This is a genomic window from Agrobacterium sp. ICMP 6402 (assembly GCF_009498615.1).
GTDB classification, from domain to species: Bacteria; Pseudomonadota; Alphaproteobacteria; order Rhizobiales; family Rhizobiaceae; genus Agrobacterium; species Agrobacterium burrii.
Genome location: NZ_QSNV01000003.1, coordinates 101,094 through 120,338, shown reverse-complemented (window position 1 = coordinate 120,338; position 19,245 = coordinate 101,094). Strand labels below are relative to the sequence as shown.

Annotated in this window: 18 protein-coding genes; 11 read left to right on the top strand and 7 right to left on the bottom strand. The window is 61.4% G+C overall.

Features of this window, described 5'->3' with window-relative positions; genetic code table 11:
* Positions 1–256: 256 nt before the first annotated feature.
* Entirely contained in the window at positions 257–1,132 is an 876-nt protein-coding gene (locus DXT96_RS11755) for a phosphodiesterase (protein ID WP_149900033.1), read from the bottom strand.
* Between the two features lie 235 nt (positions 1,133–1,367).
* Between DXT96_RS11755 and DXT96_RS11750 the strand changes: the two genes are divergently transcribed.
* Positions 1,368–1,841 carry a tRNA (cytidine(34)-2'-O)-methyltransferase gene (locus DXT96_RS11750; RefSeq protein WP_153514965.1) on the top strand — a complete coding sequence of 158 codons (474 nt, stop codon included), beginning with the start codon at positions 1,368–1,370 and terminating at the stop codon, positions 1,839–1,841.
* A 174-nt stretch (positions 1,842–2,015) separates the two neighbouring features.
* Positions 2,016–3,668, top strand: coding sequence for a Na/Pi cotransporter family protein (locus tag DXT96_RS11745; RefSeq protein WP_149900031.1), 1,653 nt, complete (start codon positions 2,016–2,018; stop codon positions 3,666–3,668).
* Between the two features lie 13 nt (positions 3,669–3,681).
* Here the strand turns inward: DXT96_RS11745 and DXT96_RS11740 are convergent, their stop codons facing one another.
* On the bottom strand, positions 3,682–3,957 hold the full coding sequence (locus DXT96_RS11740) for a hypothetical protein (protein WP_149900030.1): 276 nt from the start codon (positions 3,955–3,957) through the stop codon (positions 3,682–3,684).
* Between the two features lie 231 nt (positions 3,958–4,188).
* Here DXT96_RS11740 and hemF point away from each other — a divergent pair, with 231 nt between their 5' ends.
* From hemF to DXT96_RS11725, 3 genes are all read left to right on the top strand, one after another.
* Complete coding sequence (hemF, locus tag DXT96_RS11735) at positions 4,189–5,100, top strand: oxygen-dependent coproporphyrinogen oxidase (RefSeq protein WP_153514964.1); 912 nt, start codon at positions 4,189–4,191, stop codon at positions 5,098–5,100.
* A gap of 122 nt (positions 5,101–5,222) precedes the next feature.
* The gene (locus DXT96_RS11730) at positions 5,223–5,492 is read left to right on the top strand and encodes a hypothetical protein (protein WP_153514963.1); all 270 of its coding nucleotides are present in this window, start codon (positions 5,223–5,225) and stop codon (positions 5,490–5,492) included.
* Positions 5,493–5,637: 145 nt separating this feature from the next.
* Positions 5,638–5,823 carry a DUF1059 domain-containing protein gene (locus tag DXT96_RS11725; protein ID WP_046797940.1) on the top strand — a complete coding sequence of 62 codons (186 nt, stop codon included), beginning with the start codon at positions 5,638–5,640 and terminating at the stop codon, positions 5,821–5,823.
* Positions 5,824–5,849: 26 nt separating this feature from the next.
* Here the strand turns inward: DXT96_RS11725 and DXT96_RS11720 are convergent, their stop codons facing one another.
* From DXT96_RS11720 to DXT96_RS11710, 3 genes are read right to left on the bottom strand one after another with little or no spacing between them, the layout of a single operon-like run.
* Positions 5,850–7,106, bottom strand: a complete 1,257-nt coding sequence (locus tag DXT96_RS11720) for a CCA tRNA nucleotidyltransferase (RefSeq protein WP_153514962.1) — start codon at positions 7,104–7,106, stop codon at positions 5,850–5,852.
* Entirely contained in the window at positions 7,103–7,738 is a 636-nt protein-coding gene (locus tag DXT96_RS11715) for a CoA pyrophosphatase (RefSeq protein WP_149900027.1), read from the bottom strand. The genes DXT96_RS11720 and DXT96_RS11715 overlap by 4 nt, the downstream gene beginning before the upstream one ends.
* Positions 7,735–8,364, bottom strand: coding sequence for a DUF1285 domain-containing protein (locus DXT96_RS11710; RefSeq protein WP_153514961.1), 630 nt, complete (start codon positions 8,362–8,364; stop codon positions 7,735–7,737). Before DXT96_RS11710 ends, DXT96_RS11715 begins: the two co-directional genes overlap by 4 nt.
* Before the next feature lie 138 nt (positions 8,365–8,502).
* Between DXT96_RS11710 and DXT96_RS11705 the strand changes: the two genes are divergently transcribed.
* The 5 genes from DXT96_RS11705 to DXT96_RS11685 all read left to right on the top strand — a co-directional run bounded on the left by DXT96_RS11705 (position 8,503) and on the right by DXT96_RS11685 (position 15,856).
* Positions 8,503–9,513, top strand: coding sequence for a MoxR family ATPase (locus tag DXT96_RS11705; RefSeq protein WP_153514960.1), 1,011 nt, complete (start codon positions 8,503–8,505; stop codon positions 9,511–9,513).
* 37 nt (positions 9,514–9,550) lie between these two features.
* On the top strand, positions 9,551–10,465 hold the full coding sequence (locus tag DXT96_RS11700) for a DUF58 domain-containing protein (RefSeq protein ID WP_371418846.1): 915 nt from the start codon (positions 9,551–9,553) through the stop codon (positions 10,463–10,465).
* Complete coding sequence (locus tag DXT96_RS11695; RefSeq protein ID WP_153514959.1) at positions 10,462–13,272, top strand: DUF4159 domain-containing protein; 2,811 nt, start codon at positions 10,462–10,464, stop codon at positions 13,270–13,272. The genes DXT96_RS11700 and DXT96_RS11695 overlap by 4 nt, the downstream gene beginning before the upstream one ends.
* 1 nt (position 13,273) lies before the next feature.
* The gene (locus DXT96_RS11690; RefSeq protein WP_153514958.1) at positions 13,274–15,358 is read left to right on the top strand and encodes a hypothetical protein; all 2,085 of its coding nucleotides are present in this window, start codon (positions 13,274–13,276) and stop codon (positions 15,356–15,358) included.
* An 84-nt stretch (positions 15,359–15,442) separates the two neighbouring features.
* Positions 15,443–15,856 (top strand): GNAT family N-acetyltransferase, encoded by a 414-nt coding sequence (locus DXT96_RS11685; protein WP_153514957.1) that lies wholly within the window; start codon positions 15,443–15,445, stop codon positions 15,854–15,856.
* Here the strand turns inward: DXT96_RS11685 and DXT96_RS11680 are convergent.
* A complete protein-coding gene (locus DXT96_RS11680; RefSeq protein ID WP_153514956.1) occupies positions 15,853–16,806 on the bottom strand; it encodes a LysR substrate-binding domain-containing protein in 954 nt (317 codons plus the stop codon). The two genes, DXT96_RS11685 and DXT96_RS11680, sit on opposite strands and share 4 nt — an antisense overlap.
* A gap of 87 nt (positions 16,807–16,893) precedes the next feature.
* Here DXT96_RS11680 and DXT96_RS11675 point away from each other — a divergent pair, with 87 nt between their 5' ends.
* Positions 16,894–17,859, top strand: coding sequence for an MBL fold metallo-hydrolase (locus DXT96_RS11675; RefSeq protein WP_153514955.1), 966 nt, complete (start codon positions 16,894–16,896; stop codon positions 17,857–17,859).
* Between the two features lie 57 nt (positions 17,860–17,916).
* On the opposite strand, the gene DXT96_RS11670 is transcribed toward DXT96_RS11675, so the two are convergent.
* Positions 17,917–19,230: an MFS transporter gene (locus DXT96_RS11670; protein ID WP_153514954.1), complete on the bottom strand. Its 1,314-nt coding sequence runs from the start codon at positions 19,228–19,230 to the stop codon at positions 17,917–17,919.
* Between the last annotated feature and the right edge of the window lie 15 nt (positions 19,231–19,245).

Sequence of the window (19,245 nt, the reverse complement as noted above, 5' to 3'; positions counted from 1 at the left end):
AAACGCGGTCAAACCGCGGAGTAACACCTAAGCCAGCAGCGGCACTACTGGGGCCGGGAGGCGAAAGCGAATGTCAATATCCATGAGAACCTCCCTAGCTGGTGTTGAAGATGTGGCCTTGTAGCGCAAAAAATAATCAATGACCAGTCGGAAAGATACTGGATACGCCAGAAAACTTCCGATTGTGTCGAACATAACAAAATGGGCGGATTTACCCGCAAAGGTTTCCGCCCATCATCAACCTGGATATGTCGTCTTATTCAGCTGCGTCCTGCGCCTGCCCGCTCTCATATTCCGTAACAAGCTCAACCATGCCGGCCTGCGTATGACGCTTGAGTTCCCGGCGATCGCTGGGCTGCGGCGCGAAGGTGACGGTCAGACCGGTATCCCGCACCGTGCCGATGGCGAAAGATGCACCGGACAGCATGCGCACACCCTCATGCAGCCACAACGGGTCGGTAGCGAAATGCTGGCCGATGCCGACGACAACGGGAATACCCTGCCAGTGCGACATGCGATCATAATGGATATGGCCCGCCAGAATGCCCATGACGTCGTGTTCGAACAACACTTCGTCCAGCGCCTCGGTATCGTCGAAGGACAAGGATTCCCACTCTGCGTCGGGACGGTCGAAATCGAGCGCCGGCGCATGGTGCATCACCAGAAGCTTCGGCAGATCGGGATGGTTTTCGAGTTCCTCCTCGAGCCATTCAATCTGGCCGGGCTCGAAAGCGCCGCCGACCTTGCCGGGAACGCTGGTATCCATGACGATGACATGGATATCCGAAATCACCTGCGAATGGTCGTAGGGCGCATCCAGATCTTCATTGCGGCCGAGCATCACGGGATAAAAACCGTCGCGACGGTCATGATTGCCAAGAGCGAAAAGCACCGGCACATCCAGTTCCGCCTCAGCCATCAGGCGCTTGAGTTCTTCATAGCTGCCGGCATCGCCCCGGTTGGTCAGATCACCGCTGACGACGATGAATTCCGGCGGCGGCACCAGCGCCTTGATCTGCGTGAGCGTGGCGGACAACGTGGCTGAGGTCTCGGAATAAAGATCATCATCCTGCACCTGAGGATTGCCGATATGCAGATCGGTCAGATGGACAAAATTCACCCGTTCGGACATGGCGTCCTCCTGTTGTTGCGTGCAGAAAATCCGGCTCGAAAAGTATCGTGACGGCCACGTCCGCTGTTGCGGGCAGGCCTGACGATGTGCTGATGAATGGGTAGCCGCCCTGTGTGTCACGCGAATGAATATCCGCCCGGCAACGGCACCGGAAAAGAGACTTTTTGTGCCGCATCTGTTGCCCGCCCCCCGCTCGTGATAATCGGGCAGGCACGCCAACCGCAATGAGAAGACCATGCCCGAAATCAGGCCCGAAATCAGAATAGCTCTTTATCAGCCCGATATTCCCGGCAATACCGGCACCATTCTGCGATTGGCCGCCTGCCTTGGCCTCGGGGTCGATATCATCGAGCCGGCCGGCTTCGATATTTCCGACCGCAATCTGAAACGCGCTGGCATGGATTATATTGCCGCGGCGGCGCTGATGCGCCATGTCAGCTGGGAGCGCTTCGAGGAATGGCGGGTAACCACTGGCCGCCGCCTTGTTCTCGCCTCCACCAAGGCCGCCCTGCCCTATACTGACATCAGCTACCGCACCGATGATATCCTGCTCTTTGGCCGGGAAAGTGCCGGCGTGCCAGACCACGTGCATGACAAGGCCGATGAGCGAATCATCATCCCCATGGTGGCCGGACAACGCTCCATCAACGTCGCCATGTCGGCGGCAATGATCACCGGCGAGGCCCTGCGCCAGACGGCATGGGCCTGACCTGCCATCTTTGTAGCCATTTTTGCAGGCAAACATAAAGATTGACCAATTTTACCGCGAAACTGTCGCAACCCGGCCTGTACCGAAGGCGTTTACGCTCCTATACTGATTAGCCGGGCAATTAAAAATCGCCCTCGCCGGGACAATCCGCCGGCGGGTGTGAGGAGACGTCGCATGCAATCCACCATTGTCATCGTCAACCTTCTCGGCGCGGTCGCGCTGCTGCTTTTCGGCTTGGCGCAGGTCAAGGACGGCGTCACCCGCGCTTTCGGCATGAAACTCAGAAGCGTGCTGGCCACCGGCACCCAGAACGGCCCGCGCTCGTTCTTTTCCGGCTTCTTCGCCACCGTCGCACTTCAAAGCTCGACGGCAACGGCACTCACCGTCGCCTCCTTCGCCGAACGTGACCTCATCAAACCGCGCATGGCGCAGGTGGTGCTGCTTGGCGCCAATGTCGGCACTGCCGTCACCGCCTGGATTGTGGCGGCCGGCGTGGAATGGCTGTCGCCGCTTCTGATCCTTTCCGGCATCATTCTCAAAAAAGGCAGCTCCAACGCCAGACAGGGCGGCGGAACGGCGGTTATCGGCATCGGCCTCATGCTTCTGTCGCTGCATCTTTTGAGCGGCGCCACCGAGCCGATGCGCGCTTCGCCGGCACTCGGCGTCTTCATCGGCCTGCTGGATGGCGCATGGCCCGTCGCGCTGATCTTTTCCGCCGTTCTTGCCTTCGTTTCCTCTTCCAGCCTCGCCGTCGTGGTGCTGATCCTGTCGCTGGCCGCCACTGGCACGCTGTCGGCCGGCCTCATCATTGTTCTCATTCTCGGCGCCAATCTCGGCGGCGCCATTCCGCCCGTCATCGCCACACTCTCCGGCCCCGCCTCTGCGCGACGCATCACCATCGGCAACCTTGTGGTGCGCACCATCGGCTGCCTCATCGCCATGCCGCTCGCCTCTTACGGCGCAACGTATTTGCAGCAATTGCCGCTTTCGCCCGCCAAGTTGCCGGTCGATGCCCACCTCATCTTCAATGTCATTCTGGCAGCCGTCGCCTGGCCTTTCTCCGGGCTCATATCCGACCTGATGGCAAAGCTGGTGCCGGGCGATCCGAAGGCTGAGGATGGCCCGAATTTCCTCGACCAGCAGGCGCTTGATATGCCGGTCGTCGCGCTTGCCAACGCCACCCGCGAGGTCCTGAGCGTCGGTGACAGCATAGAGCGCATGCTGATCCGCGCCGAAAACGCCTTCAAGCACAATGATCTCGCACCGCTTCAGGAAGTTTCGCTCCTCGAAACCAAAGTGGATCGCCGTCAGCAGGAGGTGAAGGTCTATCTTTCGCAATTGGGGCGCAGGGGGCTTTCCGACGAGGAAGCCCGCCGTTCGATCGCCATCATCGATTATGCGATCAATCTCGAACATATCGGCGATATCATCGAAAAAGGCATCTGCGAGCAGATCCGCAAGAAAGTGCTGAACAGCTTCAAGTTTTCCGATGACGGTTATGAGGAGTTGAAGACCCTGTTCGACATGACCATCGAGAACCTGCGCGCTGCCCAGAGCATTCTGGTCACCGGCGATTTCGATCTCGCCCGCCGGCTGATGGAAAGCAAGGTGGACATCCGCCGCCTCGAGAAACAGTCCTCCAATCGCCATCTGGAGCGGCTGCGCGACGGGTTGGCGGAAAGCATGCAGACCAGCTCCCTGCACCTCGACATGCTGCGGGATCTGAAGCGCATCAACGCTCATATCGTAACGGTGGCCCACCCCATTCTGGATGAAAGCGGCGTGCTGATCGAAAGCCGCCTGCGTTACGCCGAGCCGCGCGCCTGAGCATTTCTAAAGTTCAATCGGCCGAGGGCAAACGCCGCATGGTGAATTCGATGCGGTCGCCTTCAAGCTGCCGCCAGCTTTCCACTTCAGTCCAATAGGCGGCCTTGGGAAAGCTGTCGAACCATTCGCGCGCCTTGGCGCGGGCCTCTTCACGCTCAAGACAGAAGGTCTGCCGCACGAACATGCCGTCACGTTTTTGTTCACCGCCGGCGCTTTCGCGTTCCCTGCGGTGATTGGCAATCCTGCGCTTCAGCCCGTCAAGGGGCGGCGGTCCGGCAAATTTCGTCATGATATTCACCTCTGGCACCTACATCGATAAAGATAGTGTCCGCATGTGAACTTGGCGAGTCGAATTTGTGCATGAAGCCGGCACCTGCTAGACGCGACGGAGAATCGACTTCACCTAGAGCGTTTCCGCTTTTCTTCGAATCGCGAAAACGCTCTAGCTCTTTATTTTTACGCATTGTCCTGACGGAAAAGCGATGCCGCTTTTCCTGGAAATGCTCTAAGGAGACTATGCATGGAACGGCCAATCTTGCCGAAGGGCTTGCCCGAGGACATCGAAGACAAGAAGGCCGTTGCCCAAGCCTGGTTCCAGCATCTGCGCGACACCATCGTCACCTCCTTCGAAACGCTCGAAAACGACCTGACCGGCCCCCTGTCGGATCAGGAGCCCGGTCGCTTCGTGCAGAAGGACTGGCTGCGCGACAATGGCGAAGGCGGCGGCGGCAGGATGTCGATGATGGAAGGCCGCGTCTTCGAAAAGGTCGGCGTGCACACTTCCACCGTCTATGGCGAGTTCTCGCCGGAATTCCGCCAGCAAATACCGGGTGCGGAAGAAGACCCGCGCTTCTGGGCCTCGGGCATTTCGCTGATCGCCCATCCGGTCAATCCCAATGTCCCGGCCGTGCACATGAACACCCGCATGGTCGTCACCACCAGCCACTGGTTCGGCGGCGGTGCGGATCTGACACCCGTACTGGGCCGCAGACGGACGCAGGAGGACGCAGATACCCAGCTATTCCACCGCGCCTTCGAAATCACCTGCAAACGCCACCCGGTCGCCGATTATCCGCGCTACAAAAGCTGGTGCGACGACTACTTCTTCCTGAAGCATCGCAATGAAGCCCGGGGTATCGGCGGCATCTTTTTCGACTGGCTGCATCCGGACGAAGAGAAGGGTGGCTGGGACGCCAATTTCGCCTTCGTGCAGGATGTCGGCCGCGCCTTCAATCTGGTCTATCCGAAAATCGTTCGTGCCAATTTCAATCAACCCTGGACGGAAGAGGACCGCGACGAGCAGCTTATCCGCCGCGGCCGTTATGTGGAATTCAACCTGCTTTACGACCGCGGCACCATCTTCGGCCTGAAGACCGGCGGCAATGTCGAATCGATCCTGTCGTCTCTGCCGCCGGTGGTGCGCTGGCCTTAAAAAACCTCACGCAAATTTGACGCTCATCAGCCAATTTGTCGCAAATAGCGCAAATTAGGACTTATGGAAAAATAAAGGCAGTGGTAGTCTCCTCCCGCAGACGTACTGGAGGAGCTATCGTCATGATTACTTCGAACAGCATGCCTATTTCTGCTTCCCCCGAGGAAGCGCAGCATTCCATCGATACCCCCGAATTGATCGACCGCCTGGCAGCGGAAATGCGTGCCACGGGCGATCGCGAATTGCCGCATTCCTTTTATGTCGAACAGGTAAAGCGCACCCTTGCCGGACAAACCACGGCACGGCGGGCGGCCAATGACGAAATGCCTCGTACAAAAATTCCGGCAGCAAGCACATCCTCTGTTTTCCAGTGCTGGGCAATGCCAGAATAGGGGCCAGAATAAGGACCAGAATAGAGACCCGAACAGGGTCGAAGGGTGCCGCTCTGGAACATAAGCGGCGACCGTTCGTTTCTTGGCAGAGGGACAGCATGTTCTTTCAATGCTGTCCCTCACTCGAAACAGGGAGGTAAAACCAATGAGACTGTTTGAATGTGGAACGCTCGTGCCCGGCTGTGCCTGGCATACACGCGCCGATGACGACGCCGAAGTTGTCCGCCGCACGGTGGAACATATGCGCTCGGCCCATGGCGAAACCACGATCCGCGAAAATATGATCGACAACATCAAGGCCCGCATCCGCGACGAGGCAAATGCGGCTTAAGCCGAACCGCCGTCATCGCTGCGGTCTCAATTCTCCAGCATGGTTTTCAGCCGGGCGGTCAGCGCTGCCCGGTCCAGCGAGAAATTGACGTCGATCCACTTTTCCTCGAGGCTTTTCAGCACCTCGCCCACCTTCGGGCCAGCCTCGACGCCGGCGGCCATCACATCCGCGCCGCTTAACGGAAATCCCGGTTTTTTGAATTTTTCCGCTCTCGTCAGCAGCGTCGAAAGACGCGCCACTTTCTGCATCGCCGCACCACCCGCCGAAAGGTCGGCGCGGGCCGAGGCAAGCGCGAGCTTCAGCCGCGTCCTCACACCCTCGACACCCTGGCGATAAAGCAGCCGGTCAAGCGCCGTCTCCTTCATTTCAGGGTCGATCACCGGGGCGGAAGCCCAACTAGCCAGATATCCCGCCTCAGCCTTCGAAAGCCTAAGCCGCGTCGCAAGTGCCGCCAACCTGTCCTTGTCGGGCGGCACGATGGCGACAAGCCGCAGCATCGGGTCCACAGCCCAGCCGAGGGACTGCTCCGTCGCCACCAGCCCGTGAATGGCATCAATGCCCCATTTTTCCGTTTCGGGAAGAATTTCCGTCAGAACACCGGATTGCCGCATCCACAGCAGGGCACGGGAAGGATCCCGCGCGGAAAGCAGTTTTTTCAGCTCGCTCCACACCCGCTCGGCCGAAAGCGTCCCAAGCTTGTCCTTGGCCCGCGCGCTGGCACGCAAACCGTCGGCATCGGGCCGACCTGAACCATAATGGGCAAAAAAGCGGAAAAACCGCAGGATACGAAGGTAATCTTCCGCAATCCGCATCGCCGCATCACCGATGAAGCGCACCGTGCCGGTTTCCACATCGGGAAGGCCATCGATAAGGTCGATGATCTCACCCTTTTCGTTGGCATAAAGGGCGTTGATGGTGAGGTCTCGCCGCTCGGCATCGGTCTGCCAGTCGGTGCCGAAAGCCACCTGCGCATGGCGGCCATTGGTCTCGACATCGCGGCGCAGCGTCGTCACCTCAAAACCCTCGCCATCGATCACCAGCGTCACCGTGCCGTGCTCGATGCCGGTTGGCACCGTCTTTATGCCCGCCGCCTTCGCCCGCGCAACCACCACATCGGGGGTAAGCGTCGTTGCCATATCGACATCGACGACCGGCAGGTCCATCAGCGCATTGCGCACTGCGCCGCCGACGATCCGCACCTCGCCGCCATCGGCATTCAAAAGCGTAAAGATGCGCTTCAGCGCCGGTTTTTCGAACCAGTCCTGCCCGGCAAGGCTATTCATGTATAAAACCTCTCGTAAATCGTCCGCACGATGCCCGCCGTAATGCCCCAAATGTAGCGCTCGCCATAGGGCATTTCGTAGAAAAACCGCTCCTTCCCCTGAAAGATGCGGCTGCCGCGCCCGTGGTTGGCCGGGTCCATCAGAAAGGACAGCGGCACCTCGAAAACCTCATCCACCTCAGTGGGATTAAGCGTCAAATCAAAGCCGGGGCGGACGACTGACAGCACCGGCTTGATGCGAAAACCCGTCCCGGAAATATAATCCGGCAGCCGTCCGACCGTTTCCACGAAAGAACGCGACAGGCCGATCTCCTCTTCGGTCTCGCGCAGCGCCGCTTCTTCCGGCGTGCGGTCCTCGGCATCGATGCCGCCGCCAGGAAAGGAAATCTGGCCGGAATGCTGGCGCAGGGTTGCCGTGCGCTGGGTGAAGATCACCCGCGCATCGTTGCCATCGTCGATAACCGGTATCAGCACGGCGGCGTCCTTCAGCCGGATGCCGTTGCCAGACAGCACCACGCCCGGATTGAGGATATGGTCGCCATTTTCCCGCTCGGCCACGCCCTCGCCTTCCTGCAAAATCCGGCGGCGGAAATCGGCTGCGGTAAAAGTCTTGAAGTCAGTCGTCAAATTCATTGCGAAAGCCGTTCCAGTTCCTTGGCGGGCATGACCGGAAAAATCATCCCGCCCGAGCGCACGGCGAACATGTCAACGCCATCCACGTCGATCACCTCGCCCAGCGCCACGAGATCATACATCACCGCCCGCGAGACGAGAGCCTCCAGCCGGCCACGCACCAGAAGATAGGGTTTCAATTCGCGGTTCTCACCGAAAACCTCAAAGCGCAGAGGGTGCTCCGGCCCCGCCTCCACCACGTCGCCGACATTGGTGCGGAAGGTCAGCAGCGGTTCGCCATCCGCCTCTCCCGTCGTCACCTTCATTTCCACGGCGACGAAAGGCGCATCCACCACGCGGATGCCGACTTTTTCCACAGGAGTTACGAGGTAGGTCTTGCCGTCTTCATCCTTGCGCAGAACCGTGGAAAACAGCCGTACCAGCGGCGCCCTGCCGATGGGCGTGCCGAGGTAGAACCATGTGCCATCGGCGCGGATTTCCATGTCGAGATCGCCGCAAAAGGGTGGATTCCAGCGTTCCACCGGGGCCGGCCCGCGTTTGGCGTCGCCGGTCTGCTCGGAGGCGCGGGAAATCATCGCCGCCAGCCCCGCCGCATCATCAGCCGAATTTATCGTCTCCGCTGCCATATTCGAGTCTCGCTTTGCCGATAAGGAAATACTAAGTCACGACATAGTCATTCGAATGGCGCTTGTCAGCGGCCAAGAGAGCAATAAGCTGTAAGCAGGGCGATATAGGCTCGGCGGCGAAGGTTTGAGGAGAGCGACATGGGCGTGATGAATACCGGCGAAACCCTCGACGAAAAAGCCATCGTCGCTTCGGCCGAAAAGGCGCTTTCGGACATCGCCGCCATCCGTGCGGAAGTCTCCAAGGTCATCTTCGGCCAGGAAAAAGTGGTGCAGAACACGCTTCTCGCCATTCTCTCCGGCGGCCACGCGCTGCTCGTCGGCGTTCCCGGCCTTGCCAAGACCAAGCTCGTCACCACGCTCGGCACGGTTCTTGGTCTCGACGCCAACCGCATCCAGTTCACGCCGGACCTGATGCCATCGGATATTCTCGGTTCCGAAGTGATGGATCAGGACGAAAACGGCCGCCGTTCCTTCCGTTTCATCAAGGGTCCGATTTTCGGCCAGCTGCTGATGGCCGATGAAATCAACCGCGCCAGCCCGCGCACGCAGTCCGCACTTTTGCAGGCCATGCAGGAATATCACATCACCATGGCCGGCCAGACCTATGAGCTGCCGAAGCCGTTCCATGTTCTCGCCACCCAGAACCCGCTGGAACAGGAAGGCACCTATCCGCTGCCCGAAGCCCAGCTCGACCGTTTCCTCCTGCAGGTGGATGTCGGTTATCCCGAGCTTGCCGCCGAACGCCAGATCCTGCTCGACACCACAGGCACCGCCTCCGGCGAAGCGCGTGGCGTGATCGAGGCAGAACGCCTGATTGAAATCCAGACCCTCATTCGCCAGATGCCGGTCAGCGACAAGGTGGTGGACGCGATCCTGTCGCTCGTTCGTTCCGCCCGCCCCGGCCATGGCAACAAATTGACCGACAAACACGTTGTTTGGGGGCCGGGTCCCCGCGCCGGCCAGTCGCTGATGCTGACGGCCCGCGCCCGTGCGCTTTACGAAGGCAGGCTCGCCCCGTCGCTGGATGATGTCTACGCGCTGGCCGAGCCGGTGCTGGAACACCGCATGGCGCTTACCTTTGCGGCCCGCGCCGAAGGCATGTCGGTGCGCGATATCATCGCAGCCCTCGTGGAGCAGGCAAAGAACTAAAAAGACGCGTGCCTAACCTTTCGCGAAAGGAGTGCCTGTGGCATCCATCGGCCAGATCGTAGACAAGACGCCGGGTAGCGAAGTTCTGGCGCGCGCGCGCCAGCGTGCCGCACTGGTGCCGGACTGCATGGTCGAGGCAAAGCGCATCGCCAACACCGTCACCGCCGGCTGGCACGGCCGCCGCAAGCGCGGCATCGGCGAGAATTTCTGGCAGTTCCGCCCCTATGCCGAAGGCGAAAGCCTGTCGCGCATCGACTGGCGGCGCTCGGCCCGCGACGACCATACCTATGTGCGTGACCGGGAATGGGAGGCAGCCCACACCATCTGGCTCTGGGCCGACATGTCGCCGTCGATGATGTTCAAATCCACCCTCGGCTCCGTTTCCAAGGAAAGCCGCGCATTGGTGCTGATGCTGGCGCTGGCGGAAATCCTCGCACGCTCGGGCGAACGCATCGGCTGCCCCGGCATCATGGAGCCGATCTCAGCCAGAAACGCCGCCGAACGTCTGGCCACCGCCCTCATGCATGCGCCGCTTACATCGGGCATGCCGGAAACAGGCATGATCCGCGGCGCAAGCGACATCGTGCTCATCGGCGATTTTCTCGATGATGCGAAAAACGTGATGGAGCGGATTTCGCCGCTCGCGCGACGCGGACTGCGCGGCCATGTGGTGGAAATCGCCGATCCGGCCGAAGAAACCTTCCCCTATTCAGGCCGCACCGAATTCAGCGACCCCGAGACCGGCGAAAAACTCGTCTCCGGCCGTGCCGAAACCATTCGCGAGGATTATACCCGCGCCTATCTCGCAAGGCGCGAGGCGCTGTCATCGTCGCTGCGCCGTCTGGGCTGGAATTTCGTGTTCCACCGCACCGATCATCTCGCCTCCGAGGCGCTGGTCGCCATGCACATGTATTTGTCCGGCGCGCCCGCGCAAGGTGGTGGCAACCGATGAGCGCATTGCCTTTCGTGTTTACCAGCCCCTACATTCTTTTCGGTCTTCTGGCACTGCCCGCCATCTGGTGGCTGCTGCGGCTAACCCCGCCGCGCCCCAAGGTGGAAGTCTTCCCGCCGCTGAAAATTCTGGCAACGGTGCTGAAACGCGAGGAAACGCCCTCTAAAAGCCCGTGGTGGCTGACCTTGTTGCGTATGGCGCTCGCCGCCGCCGTGATTTTCGCGCTGGCCGATCCGGTGGTGAACCCGCGCAACAACAGCATCGCCGGCAGCGGCCCGCTGGTGCTGGTGGTCGATAATGGCTGGGCCTCCGCACCCGACTGGGAAAGACGCGTGGCCACCGCTCAAGCCCTGATCAGTGATGCGGAACGGGCCGACCGCCCGGTCTCCATCAGCTTCACCGCCGATGCCGAACACGACGCCGTGCCGGGAACGACGGCCGTGGCGCTGGACAAGCTCGCCGCCGCCAAGCCGAAACCGTTGGTGCCAGACCGCGTGCGCACGGCCGAAGCCATCACCGAAGCGCTGAATGGTGCTGCCCCGGGCACGCTCGCTTATATTGCCGATGGTGTTCAAACCGCGCAGGATGAAAACGCGATGCGAACACTTGCCAGCCTCTCGCCCGCCGAATTCCGCATCGTGAAGGGCGACGGCAAGGCCATCGCCGCTATTACCGACGCCACCAACAATGCCGATGCCATGAGCGTCACCCTTTCGCGGCTGGACACAGCGGAAGCCGAAAGCCTCACCGTCAATGCGCAGGACAGTCAGGGCCGCATTCTCGCCAACGGTACCGCCGCTTTCGCCCCCGGCGAAGCGGAAACGACGGCGACGGTGGAAGCGCCATTCGAACTTCGCAACGATTTCGCCCGTCTCTCCATCGAAGGGGTTTCGACGGCTGGCGCGGTACATCTGCTGGATGATGGTTTCCGCCGCCGCCGCGTCGCGCTGCTGGCCGGCGAAACCGGCAATGATTTCCAGCCGCTGCTGCAGCCGCTTTATTACATCAGCCGCGCGCTTCAGCCTTTTGCCGATCTCATCCCGCAGCGGCAGGCCGATCTGGCGCAGGCAATCCCGGAAATCCTGCAATCCAACCCATCCGTCATCGTCATGGCCGATATTGGCCGCCTGCCGCAGGAAACCTATGAGCCGATGCAGCGCTGGCTTTCCGGCGGCGGCACGCTGATCCGTTTCGCCGGGCCACGCCTTGCCGCAGCGCCTGCGGACGATCCGCTGGTGCCGGTCACGCTGCGGCAGGGCGAACGCGCGCTCGGCGGCGCGCTCTCCTGGGCCGAGCCGCAACCGCTTGCCGATTTCCCGAATTTCGGCGCTTTCGCCGGCATGCCGAAGGCCGATGGCATCCTCGTCAAACGTCAGGTTCTGGCCGAGCCGACACCGGACCTTGCCGAGCGCACCTGGGCAAGCCTTGCCGATGGCACGCCGCTCGTCACCACCCGCAACGTTCAGGCGGGCCGCATCGTGCTGTTCCATGTCAGCGCCGAGGCAAGCTGGTCCGACCTGCCTATCTCAGGCCATTTCGTCGATATGCTGCGCCGTATCGTGCAATTGTCGAAAGCGGGCGGCGCTTCGGCCTCCGCCAATGCCCCAGCCGCAGCCCTGCCCCCGTTCCGCCTCTTGACGGCCGAAGGCGCTCTGTCCGCCGAAATCGGCACTGCCCGGCCGCTGGAAATGCCAGCCGGCCAGCCCCCCCGCACCGGTTTCGACAATCCCCCCGGCCTTTACGGCACAGAGGATGGTTTCGTGGCTCTCAATCTTTTAGCCGCAGGTGCGACGCTGCGCTCGCTCGATGCATCGGTCGCCGGCATCAACACGTCAAGCGAAGCGTTGATTGGCGAAACCGCGAAATCACTGCGACCCGCCCTCTTCATCGCCGCCTTCCTGATGCTGATCGCCGACAGCCTGATCGTATTGTTCATGAACGGCGCCTTCGCACGCCTGCCGAAAGCCCGCAGCGCCACAGTCGCCACCGTGCTTCTGGCGCTCGGCGCCTTTGCCGCGATGTCGCCGAGTGACGCGCGCGCCGACGACCCCAAACCCGGCGACGAGCAGATTTTCGAGCGGCTGGACACCACCCACCTCGCCTATGTCCGCACCGGGGAGGATGATGTCGACCGCATTTCCGAACAGGGTTTGCAGGGATTGAGCGAATTCCTGACCTGGCGCACGACGCTGGAACCCGGTCAACCGGTCGGCCTCGACATCTCCAAGGACGAATTGTCCTTCTACCCCATCATCTACTGGCCGGTTTCGGCCTCTGCGCCCATGCCGTCAAGCGCTGCGATTTCACGCATCGACGCCTATATGCGCGCCGGCGGCACCGTGCTGTTCGACACGCGTGACCAATTCACCTCGCTCGATACCGGCGCGACCAGCCCAAATGGCGAACGTCTGCAGGCGATCCTCGCCAATATCGATATTCCGCCCTTGGAACCTGTGCCGGAAGACCACGTCCTGACGCGGTCCTTCTACCTGCTCACCAATTTCCCCGGCCGCTACAACGGTTCGCCACTCTGGGTCGAATCCCGTCAGGGAGCCGCCAAGACCACGTCGGGCCTCTCCTCTTCCGGCGATGGCGTGACGCCGATCATGATAACAGGCAATGATTTCGCCGGCGCATGGGCCGTCGATCCGCAGGGCGCACCGGTTCTGCCGACCGTCCCACCGGACGAGATGCAGCGCGAACACGCCTTCCGCTCCGGCGTCAACATCATGATGTATATGCTGACCGGCAACTACAAGGCCGATCAGGTTCACGTTCCCGCACTTCTCGAACGATTGGGGCAGTGACATGACATTGACATTCGCCCCCTTCCTGCCGTGGATCGTAATTGCCGTTCTGGCCGTCGCAGCGCTTGCCCTCTCCTTCATCGGCCTCTGGCGTGGCGTGCGCGGCGCATGGCTGCGCGGGCTGGCGCTTGCCGCCCTGCTTGCGGCGATCGCCAACCCTTTGCTGACGCAGGAGGAACGCGAGCCGCTGTCCACCATTGTCCCCGTCATCGTCGATCGCTCGCAGAGCCAGGACGTGCAAGACCGGCCGCAAATGACCGATACGGCGCTGGAGACGCTGAAAGACCGGCTCTCCCGCTTCCCGCGCATCGAACCACGCATCGTGGAAGTGCGCGACGATGGCGAGAGCGTTTCCCCCTCGACCCAGCTTTTCTCGGCGCTCTCCTCCGCCGTTTCGGATGTCTCGCCGTCGCGCGTCGGCGGTGCGATCTTCCTCAGCGACGGCCAGATTCACGATATTCCCAATGCACTGCCCAATGCCGAACAGGCGCTTGGTTTCCGCGCCCCCGTTCACGGGCTGATCACCGGCAAGGCCGATGAATTCGACCGCCGTATCGAGATCGTCCGTGCGCCCCGCTTCGGCATCGTCAACGAGGAGCAGCAACTGACGCTGCGCGTCTTCGACGACGGCCGCCCCGCGAGCGGCGGTCCGGCGGAAGTGACGGTGAAGATGAACGGCGAAGAAATCGCCACGCTTCAGGCGACACCCGGCCAGCCGACGCCGTTCAGCTTCAAGGTTCCGCGTGGCGGCAACAATGTCATGGAATTTTCCGTCGCCGAGCTCCCCGGCGAAGTGACGGCAGCGAACAACCGCGCCGTTCACCTGATCGAAGGCATCCGCCAGAACCTGCGCGTGCTGCTGGTCTCCGGCGAGCCGCATGCCGGCGAGCGCGCCTGGCGTAACCTCCTGAAATCCGACGCCTCAGTTGATCTGGTGCACTTCACCATTCTGCGCCCACCGGAAAAACAGGATGGCACGCCGATCAACGAATTGTCGCTGATCGCCTTCCCGACACGCGAATTGTTCGTGGAAAAGATCGAGGATTTCGACCTCATCATCTTCGACCGCTACCAGCATCGCGGTGTGCTGCCGATCCTCTATTACGATTACATCGCCCAATATGTCGAAAAGGGCGGCGCGCTTTTGATTGCCGCCGGCCCGGAACATGCCGGCCAGGATTCGATCGCCATGACGCCGCTCGCCTCCGTGCTGCCGGCCCAGCCGACAGGTCAGGTGCATCAGGCTGCGTTCTATCCCCGCCTTTCGGAAGCGGGCAAGAAGCACCCCGTCACCCGCGGGCTGGATGGATCGGCCAACGAGCCGCCGCAATGGGGCCGCTGGTTCCGCACCATCAGCGTCGACCCGCCCCAGGGCCAGACCGTGATGCTGGGCGACGGGCAGGATCCGCTTCTGGTGCTGAACCGTCAGGGCGAAGGCCGTGTCGCCATGCTGCTGTCCGATCAGGGTTGGCTGTGGGCGCGTGGTTTCGAAGGCGGCGGCCCGCATGTGGCGCTTTACCGCCGCATCGCCCACTGGCTGATGAAGGAGCCGGAGCTTGAGGAAGAGGCGCTGACAGCGCGCGCCAACGGCCGCACCTTGGAAATCACCCGCCAGACCATCGGCGACGATCCCGGTCAGGCAAGCGTGCGTTTCCCCTCCGGAAAAGCCGAAAACATGGCCTTCACCACAACCGAGCCCGGTCTTTACAAGATCGAGCGCCGTATGGACGAAACCGGGTTGTTCGAGATCAAGAACGGCGATTTCACCACCCTCGTGCATGTCGGCGCGGTGGATGCGCCGGAATTCAAGGCGATGATTTCGACGACCGAAACGCTGAAGCCGCTGGCCGACGCCACCAAAGGCAGCGTGCACCGCGTGGCCGATAATTCCGGCCGCATCGCGCTGCCCGATATATTGCCGGTGCGCGGTGACATCAGGGTTGCCGACGAGGATCGCATGCTGATACGCCTGACCGATGAGACGGTGCTGAAAGGTGTCAACACCCTGCCGCTGTTTGCCGGTTTTGCCGGGCTTGGCGCCCTGCTGCTTGCCTTCTCCGCGCTCTGGTGGCGTGAAGGACGATAGAACCTTAGCAGTAGTGGAAGACTTTCCGCGTCTTGAACGGGAAAACGATAAACGGTCGCCGCCCGGCGTCCGGGAAAGAAAATCATGAATTTCGTTTTGAGCGACGTCGCGGATGCAGACGCGGAAAAAGCCATCCGTGATCCGCTGGTGGCCTATAATATCGCCCGTTTCGGCGAAAGCGACAAACGCGAGCTCAATATCACCATCCGCAATGACGAAAACACTGTGACCGGTGGTCTGGTGGGATATACCGGCCGCGGCTGGCTTTATGTGCAGCTTCTTTTCGTGCCGGAAACCATGCGCGGTCAGGGCACGGCTGCGAAGCTGCTTGCCATGGCGGAGGAAGAAGCCAGAAAGCGCGGCTGCACCGGCGCCTATATCGACACCATGAACCCGGATGCCCTGAGAACCTACGAACGCTATGGTTTCACCAGGATCGGCTCGCTCGCGCCTCTCTCCAGCGGCCAGTCGATCACATGGCTGGAGAAACGCTTCTAGGCCGCAATCCCCGATATCCCGCACTCAACGGTTCGGCCCATGACCTCGCGGATTTGCTGGCGAAGCCACATGGCGCCGAGATCCGCATCGGTCTGCAAGGTCCAGACCATGGCAACCGGCGGGAAATTCAGCGTCACCGGCACCGGGCTCACTTCAAGCCCGAGCATCGGCGCATAACGCAGCGCGATGCGTGAGGACACGGTGGCAAGCACCGCCGAAGATCGCGCCGTTGCCAGAACCGAGAGAAAATCCGGCGCGGCTGCAACGACATCGATTTCCACGCCGCTCAATTCCAGCGCGTCCTTGATGCAGCCCTGCAAGCTGTCCGTCTGCGATATCACTGCATGTTTTGCCGCCATATAGGCATTGAGCCCCACGGGCGTGGCGAGATCGAGCAAATTCGGATTGAAGCAGCAAAGGACGCTTGAAACATAAAGCGGCTCGCAATGGTGACGCTGCTCCTGCGAATAGGCGCATCCTACGGCCATATCGATCACGCCCGTATCCAGCATCGCGGTGATTTCCTGCTCCTGCCCGCTGCGGGCCAGAATGCGGATGCCCGGCGCGATCTCGCGCAGCCGCGCCGTCAGGTCCGGCAGCAGCAGCAGTTCCACCTCGCTCGACATGCCCAGCCGGAAGGTGCGGCGCTCCGTCGCCGGATCGAACACGTCCGCCGTCATCACCGCCGCCTGCGCCTGCCGGAGCGCCTGCCGCACCGGTCCGGCCAGATTGAGCGCCCGCGCCGTCGGCTTCATCTCCTGTCCCACGCGGATGAAAAGCTCATCCTGAAACAACGTCCGCAGGGTGGAGATGTTGTGGCTCATGGCCGGCTGCTGGATTTTCAGCCGCCGCGCAGCGCGCGTGACATTCATTTCCTCCATCATCGCATCAAAAGCGATGAGAAGATTGAGGTCGAAGGAACGGAGATTGAAATGATCGATAGTTTGCATAAGTCACATCGATTTGATTGCTGGCCTCTCTACACTTAGCTGGAGTTCGGAAACTTTCAAGACCTTCCCCCAACTCAGGAGCCACCCATGCCCTCACGTCGTTCGCTTCTCAAAGGCGCCGCCAGCGCCATCTTCGCCGCGCCTTTCGTTGCGCCCACCGTCGCATTCGCCAAGGCGCCCCTGGCCGCCACGCAGGCACCCGGCTTTTATCGGCTGATGGTCGGCAAGGCGGAAGTTACCGCCCTTTCGGACGGCGTCATTGCGCTGCCGCTCGCCAAAATCTACACCAACACGACGCCGGAACATGCCGCCAAGGTGTTACGGGATGCGTTCCTACCGGAAGAGACACCCACTTCGGTCAATGCGTTTCTGGTCAATACCGGAGACAGGCTGGTGCTGATCGATGCCGGCACCGGCACCTATCTCGGCCCGAGCCTCGGCAAGCTCGTCGCCAATATCGAGGCCTCCGGTTACAAGGCCGACGAGATAGACGACATTGTCCTCACCCATATCCACACGGACCATTCCGGCGGGCTATCGGCAGATGGCAAACGCGTCTTTGCCAATGCAACGCTGAGGGTCAATGCGCGCGAAGCCGCCTTCTGGCTTGACGGGGCAAAGGCCAAGGCAGCCCCTGAAGCACTGAAGAAGGGTTATGCTGAAGCGAAGGAAAGCATTCAGCCCTATATCGATGCCGGTAAATTCGAGACTTTCGACGATAATGCCGCACCGGTCCCCGGTCTTGGCTCGATCCTTTATGCCGGCCACACACCGGGCCACAGTGCTGTTGTTTTGGAAAGCGACGGCCAGAAGATCGTCTTCTGGGGCGATATCACCCATGGCGATATCCTCCAGTTCGATGAGCCTGATGTGGCGATCGAGTTCGACGTCGACCAGAAGGCCGCCGTCGTGGCGCGCGATCTGGCATTCAAACAGGCGGTAGAGGGCAGATATCTGGTGGCCGGCGCCCATATCGCTTTCCCCGGCATCGGCCATGTGCGCACCGACAGCACCAATTACGACTGGCTGCCGGTCAATTACACGCCGCTGTAAGCGAAGAACAGAATGGCCTGATCGTGGCTCAGATCAGGCCATCACCCTTGGCGGCAACTAAGTCAGCGCCACCTGCCGCGTTTCAGCATTGATCATCGTGGCCGCAATGGCAGCCAGCACCAGCAGCCCGGCAAATATGCCGATCGCGACCCCAAAGCCCTGCGCAATGGCATAGCCGAGTAGTGACGGCGCCAGCAGGCCGCCGAGCCTTGCCATGGCGCCTGCGGCACCCATACCGGTCGCCCGCGATTCCGTCGGGTAAAGTTCCGGCGTGAAGGCATAAAGCGCACCCCAGGTGCCAAGCAGCGCGAAGCTCATGATGAGAAGCGAGGCGGCAATCATAGCGCCGCCGGAAGCGAGCGTGAAAAGCAGGCATCCAAGCGCGGATAGCAGGCAAAAACCGATTAGCGTCGGCTTGCGGCCCCATTTTTCAACGCCATAGGCGGCAAGCGCATAACCGGGGATTTGTGCCAGCGCCACCAGCACGAGAAAGCCATAACCGCGCACGAAGCCGAAACCATCTCCCGCCAGTTTCGCCGGCATCCAGGTGAAGACACCGTAATAGGAAACCGAGACGAGGAACCAGATGGCGAGGATCATGATGCTGCGCTGCCGGAGCGCCGGGGAAAATATCCCCTGCCCTTTGCCGACGTCAGGCTGGAAAAGCGCGGTCCCGGCATCGAGAGGCGCGCGGCCATTCGTCACCAGCATACGGTTGACGACAGCCTTGGCTTCTTCCAATCGCCCGCTGCGCAGCAAGTAAAGCGGCGATTCCGGCACCAGAAAACGCAGGCCAAGACCGAGAACGGCCGGAAAGGCCGTCACGGCGAAAATATAACGCCAGGCATCGGCCACGCCGGCAAGGCTCGCACCCCAGGCGGCCAGCGCCACGATCAGCGTTCCGATGGCCCAGAAGCCTTCGAGAAAGACCAGCCAACGCCCGCGATTTTTGGCAGGCAGGAACTCTGCCATCATCGCATAATCCACCGGCAGCGTGCCGCCCACGGCCGCACCGGTCAGAAACCGCAGGACGAGCAGAATGGTGAAATCGGGTGAGAATATCGAAAGCACGCCGAACACGGCGTCACAGGCAACGGTGACGATCAGCACCCGGCGACGCCCGTAACGATCCGCCAGCCGCCCGAAACCGGCAGCGCCCAGCAACATGCCGAAGAAGAACGCCGTTCCGGTCTGCAGCGCCTGCGGCACCGTCAGGCCGAATGTCGCGGCAATCGAGGCGGCGGTGAAACCAACCGCCAGAACCTGCATGGCATCCGCCGCCCAGACGAGGCCGAATATACCCATCAGCCGCCGCTGATAGGCACCTGCACCCGCGCGCTCCAGCGCATCGTTCATGGTAATCGCCGTCATGCCCCGCCCCCTTGC

Coding starts and splice junctions, on each gene's coding strand:
- DXT96_RS11670 (WP_153514954.1), bottom strand. CDS start 19,230: ATGACGGCGATTACCATGAACGATGCGCTGGAGCGCGCGGGTGCAGGT.
- DXT96_RS11705 (WP_153514960.1), top strand. CDS start 8,503: ATGGGCGTGATGAATACCGGCGAAACCCTCGACGAAAAAGCCATCGTC.
- DXT96_RS11730 (WP_153514963.1), top strand. CDS start 5,223: ATGATTACTTCGAACAGCATGCCTATTTCTGCTTCCCCCGAGGAAGCG.
- DXT96_RS11675 (WP_153514955.1), top strand. CDS start 16,894: ATGCCCTCACGTCGTTCGCTTCTCAAAGGCGCCGCCAGCGCCATCTTC.
- DXT96_RS11680 (WP_153514956.1), bottom strand. CDS start 16,806: ATGCAAACTATCGATCATTTCAATCTCCGTTCCTTCGACCTCAATCTT.
- DXT96_RS11755 (WP_149900033.1), bottom strand. CDS start 1,132: ATGTCCGAACGGGTGAATTTTGTCCATCTGACCGATCTGCATATCGGC.
- hemF (WP_153514964.1), top strand. CDS start 4,189: ATGGAACGGCCAATCTTGCCGAAGGGCTTGCCCGAGGACATCGAAGAC.
- DXT96_RS11720 (WP_153514962.1), bottom strand. CDS start 7,106: ATGAATAGCCTTGCCGGGCAGGACTGGTTCGAAAAACCGGCGCTGAAG.
- DXT96_RS11725 (WP_046797940.1), top strand. CDS start 5,638: ATGAGACTGTTTGAATGTGGAACGCTCGTGCCCGGCTGTGCCTGGCAT.
- DXT96_RS11745 (WP_149900031.1), top strand. CDS start 2,016: ATGCAATCCACCATTGTCATCGTCAACCTTCTCGGCGCGGTCGCGCTG.
- DXT96_RS11710 (WP_153514961.1), bottom strand. CDS start 8,364: ATGGCAGCGGAGACGATAAATTCGGCTGATGATGCGGCGGGGCTGGCG.
- DXT96_RS11685 (WP_153514957.1), top strand. CDS start 15,443: ATGAATTTCGTTTTGAGCGACGTCGCGGATGCAGACGCGGAAAAAGCC.
- DXT96_RS11695 (WP_153514959.1), top strand. CDS start 10,462: ATGAGCGCATTGCCTTTCGTGTTTACCAGCCCCTACATTCTTTTCGGT.
- DXT96_RS11750 (WP_153514965.1), top strand. CDS start 1,368: ATGCCCGAAATCAGGCCCGAAATCAGAATAGCTCTTTATCAGCCCGAT.
- DXT96_RS11740 (WP_149900030.1), bottom strand. CDS start 3,957: ATGACGAAATTTGCCGGACCGCCGCCCCTTGACGGGCTGAAGCGCAGG.
- DXT96_RS11690 (WP_153514958.1), top strand. CDS start 13,274: ATGACATTGACATTCGCCCCCTTCCTGCCGTGGATCGTAATTGCCGTT.
- DXT96_RS11715 (WP_149900027.1), bottom strand. CDS start 7,738: ATGAATTTGACGACTGACTTCAAGACTTTTACCGCAGCCGATTTCCGC.